At 71.1% G+C, this 4141-nt stretch carries 2 protein-coding genes; both read left to right on the top strand.

Features of this window, described 5'->3' with window-relative positions; genetic code table 11:
• The coding region (locus MJ783_RS21340) for an SDR family NAD(P)-dependent oxidoreductase (RefSeq protein WP_239313197.1) at positions 1 to 3213 on the top strand (3213 nt) is incomplete at its 5' end.
• The coding region (locus MJ783_RS21335; RefSeq protein WP_239313194.1) for a beta-ketoacyl synthase N-terminal-like domain-containing protein at positions 3210 to 4141 on the top strand (932 nt) is incomplete at its 3' end. The genes MJ783_RS21340 and MJ783_RS21335, both read left to right, overlap by 4 nt.

The following is a 4141-nucleotide window of genomic DNA, read 5'->3' as shown; positions in this document are numbered from 1 at the left end:
CCCTTTGCCGTCAGCGGCGTGTCGCTGTCCGCGGCAGGTGCCCGCGGGCTGCGGGTGCACGTCCAGCCGACCGGCACCGACCGGGTGACGCTGCGGGCCACCGACCTCACCGGCGCGCCCGTCGCCGCCATCGGCTCCCTGGTGCTGCGGATGACCTCGACGGATCATCTCGCCGGTGCCCGTGGGGTGCCCGAGGAGCCGTTGTTCGAGCTGACCTGGCCGGTGGTGAATGTGCCCCGCGAGATCCCACCGCCGGGTCGGTGGACCGTACTGGGAACGGACGCCCTGGGCCTGACCGCCCTGGCGGCGTCGACACGTCCATCGGTCGAGATCTGCCCGGACCTGGCCTCGCTCACCGCGGCCATCGCCGCGGGAGCCCCGGTACCCGACACCGTGCTCCTGCCGTGCCCAGCCGCCACCGGCGCGGAGGCTGCGCACACGACCACCCAGCAGGCGCTGGCCGTGTTGCAGGCCTGGTCGGCCGACGACCGGTACGCCTCCTCGAGGCTGGTCGTGGTCACCTACGACGCGGTCGCCACCCGCCCCGGGGAGGACGTCGGCAACCTTGCCGCCGCCGGCGTCTGGGGCCTGGTCCGCGCGGCGCAGTCCGAACATCCCGGCCAGCTCGTCCTGCTCGACCTCGACCACCACCCGGACTCCCTGAGCGCGCTCCCGGCCGCGCTGGCCAGCGGCGAGGGGCAGCTCGCCCTGCGTGGTGGGGAGATCCACGTCCCCCGGCTCGCCCGGCACCGCCCCCACCGGGACCTGGCCCCGCTCGACACGGCCCCGCTCGACACGGCCCGGACACACACGCTGATCCCGCCCCTGGACACCCCGTCCTGGCGGTTGGCCGTCACCACCCCCGGCACCTTCGACACGCTGGCGCTGGTGCCCCACCCCGAAGCGGACCAGCCGCTGGCCCGCGGGCAGATTCGCCTCACGACGCGCGCGGCCGGGGTGAACTTCCGGGATGTGCTCATCGCCCTGGGCGTCTACCCGGGGGAGGCCCGCATCGGCGCGGAAGGCGCCGGTGTGGTCGTGGACGTCGGCCCGGACGTCACCGGCTTCGCCCCCGGCGACCGTGTCATGGGCCTGCTTCCCGGCATGCTGGGCTCGTCGGCGGTCGTCGACCACCGCCTGCTGGTCCACATCCCCGCCGGATGGTCCTTCACCCAGGCCGCCACCGCCCCGGTCGCCTTCCTCACCGCCTACCACGCGCTGGCCGACCTCGCCCGGCTCCGGCCCGGCGAAACGGTCCTCATCCACGCCGCCACCGGCGGGGTCGGCATGGCCGCGGTCCAACTCGCGCGGCACTGGGGTGCCGAGGTCTACGGCACCGCAAGCCCCGGCAAGTGGCAGGTCCTCCGGGCCCAGGGACTCGACGACGACCATATCGCCTCCTCCCGCACCCTTGACTTCGAGCGGAAGTTCCGCACTGCCGCCGGTGGGGTCGACGTCGTCCTCAACGCCCTCGCGCACGAGTTCACCGACGCGTCCCTGCGGCTGCTGCGTCCGGATGGCCGTTTCATCGAGATGGGGAAGACCGACGTGCGCCGTCCGCACGACGTGGCAGCCGGCCATCCCACCGTGAGCTACCGGGCGTTCGACCTGCTCCGCGACGTGACGCCCGAGCGCATCGGGCAGATCCTGGCCGAGCTGGTGGCGCTGTTCGAGCAGGGAGTGCTACGTCCGCTGCCGGTGACCGCATGGGACGTCCGCCACGCGCCACAGGCCCTGCGCCACCTCAGCCAGGCACGGCACACCGGCAAACTGGCGCTCACCCTTCCCGTCCCGCTCGACCCCGACGGCACAGTGCTGATCACCGGCGGGACCGGCGTGCTGGGGCAGCTCGCCGCCCGTCGGCTGGTCACCCACCACGGGGTGCGTCACCTGCTGCTGACCAGCCGGCGGGGGAACGCCGCCGACGGCGCCGCGGAACTCACGGCCGAGCTCACCGCGCTGGGCGTCGCGGTCACCATCGCCGCCTGCGACGCCGCTGACCGCGACGCGGTGGCCGCGCTGCTCGCCGCCATCCCTCACCAGCACCCGCTGACCGCTGTCATCCACACCGCAGGCGTGCTGGACGACGCCACCGTGACCGCCCTGACCCCGCACCACCTTCACACCGTGTTACGTCCCAAGGTCGACGCAGCCTGGAACCTGCACGAGCTGACCCGCGGTCTCGACCTGTCCGCCTTCGTCCTTTACTCCTCCGTCGCGGGCATCCTCGGCAACGCCGGCCAGGCGAACTACGCCGCCGCCAACACCTACCTCGACGCGCTGGCCCACCACCGACAGGCACACGGCCTGCCCGCGACGTCACTGGCGTGGGGCTACTGGGCCCAGGCCAGCGGCATGACCAGCCATCTCCAGGACACCGACGTGACCCGGATGAACCGCACGGGGCTCATCGCGCTGCCGACCGAGGTGGCCCTGAAACTGTTCGACACAGCCATGACAACGCCGTACGCAGGCCTCGTACCGGCCCGGATCGACACGATGAAAATCCAGCGTCAGGGCAGCTCGGAGAACATTCCGGAGATCCTGCGCGGCCTTGTCCGCCTACCCGTCCGGCGGGTCGTGACGAGCGACGCCGAACCTGAGCGGAACTCTCTTGTGCGGCGGCTGGCCGGTCAGCCGGAAAACGAGCAGGAACGTCAGGTGATCGGCCTTGTGCGGACGACCGCCGCAACCGTCCTCGGCCATGCGGATCCGGGCACCATCGAAGCCGACCGTGGATTTCTCGCCTCGGGTTTCGACTCCCTCACCGCAGTGGAATTCCGTAACCGACTCAACGCGGCGACCGGCCTGCGCCTGCCCACCACGCTACTTTTCGACCATCCCACCCCGGCGGCGCTCACCGCCTACCTGCGCACCCAGCTCGTCCCCGCGTCCGCGGCTTCCGCAACACCGTTGATCACCGAAATCGACCGGCTCCGGACGGCTATGTCGACGACTGCTGTGGACGATGACGAGCACACCGAGATCGCGACACGCATCCAGGGGCTCCTGCGGATGTGGAACGGCCGTCACACGACCTCGCGCGCGCACGGCTCCGCAGGGGACGAGCTCGGTTCGCCAGCCGGCCCCGGCGCAGCTGGCGACCTCGGTTCGGCAACGGACGAGGAACTTTTCGCCGCACTCGACAACGAGCTGGGAATCCCCAGTCAGGCACATCGGACCGGTAGCCATAGGGAGAGCGAGACGCCGTGACGAACGAGGAGAAGCTCCGCGACTATCTCCGGCGGGCGACAGCTGATCTGCGGACCGCCAGGCAGCGCCTGGCGGAGGTCGAATCAGCCAGCCGGGAACCCATCGCGATCATCGGAATGAGCGGCCGGTTCCCAGGCGGTGTGCGGTCCGTCGAGAGCCTGTGGCAGCTGGTGGTCGACGGAAACGAGGTCATCGCCGACCTGCCCGTCGACCGTGGCTGGGATGTCGATCGCCTTCATCACCCCGACCCGGAGCAAACCGGTGCGTCCTACGCGCGTGCGGGTGGATTCCTGCACGACGCGGCCGATTTCGACGCGGCCTTCTTCGGAATGTCCCCACGCGAGGCACTCGCCACCGACCCACAGCAGCGGCTGCTCCTGGAAACAACATGGGAGGCATTCGAGAATGCCGGCATCAACCCGGCCTCCGTGCGCGGCAGCGACACCGGTGTTTTCGCCGGGGTCATCGCCCAGGACTACGCTCCCGGTCTGGCTCAGAAAGCCACCCGGGACATCGAGGGCTATGTTCTGATCGGCAGCACCACGAGTGTCGCGTCCGGCCGCATCGCCTACACCCTGGGGCTGGAAGGACCGGCGATAACCGTCGACACCGCCTGCTCCTCCTCACTGGTGGCCATCCACCTCGCCAGCCAGGCACTCCGCAACGGCGAATGCGGCCTGGCCCTGGCCGGCGGGGCCACCGTCATGGCCACCCCCAGAGCGTTCATCGAGTTCAGCCGGCAGCGCGCGCTGGCCCCCGACGGCCGGTGCAAGCCGTTCGCCGCCGCCGCCGATGGTTTCGGCCTCGCCGAAGGCGTCGGTATTCTGCTCCTCGAACGGCTGTCGGAGGCCCAGCGCCTCGGCCACCAGATACTCGCCGTGATCCGGGGCAGCGCCGTCAACCAGGACGGCACGAGCAGCCAGCTGAC

This window comes from Protofrankia sp. Cj3, from assembly GCF_917627355.1.
Lineage (GTDB): Bacteria > Actinomycetota > Actinomycetes > Frankiales > Frankiaceae > Protofrankia.
This window is presented reverse-complemented; position numbering and strand designations above follow the sequence as displayed.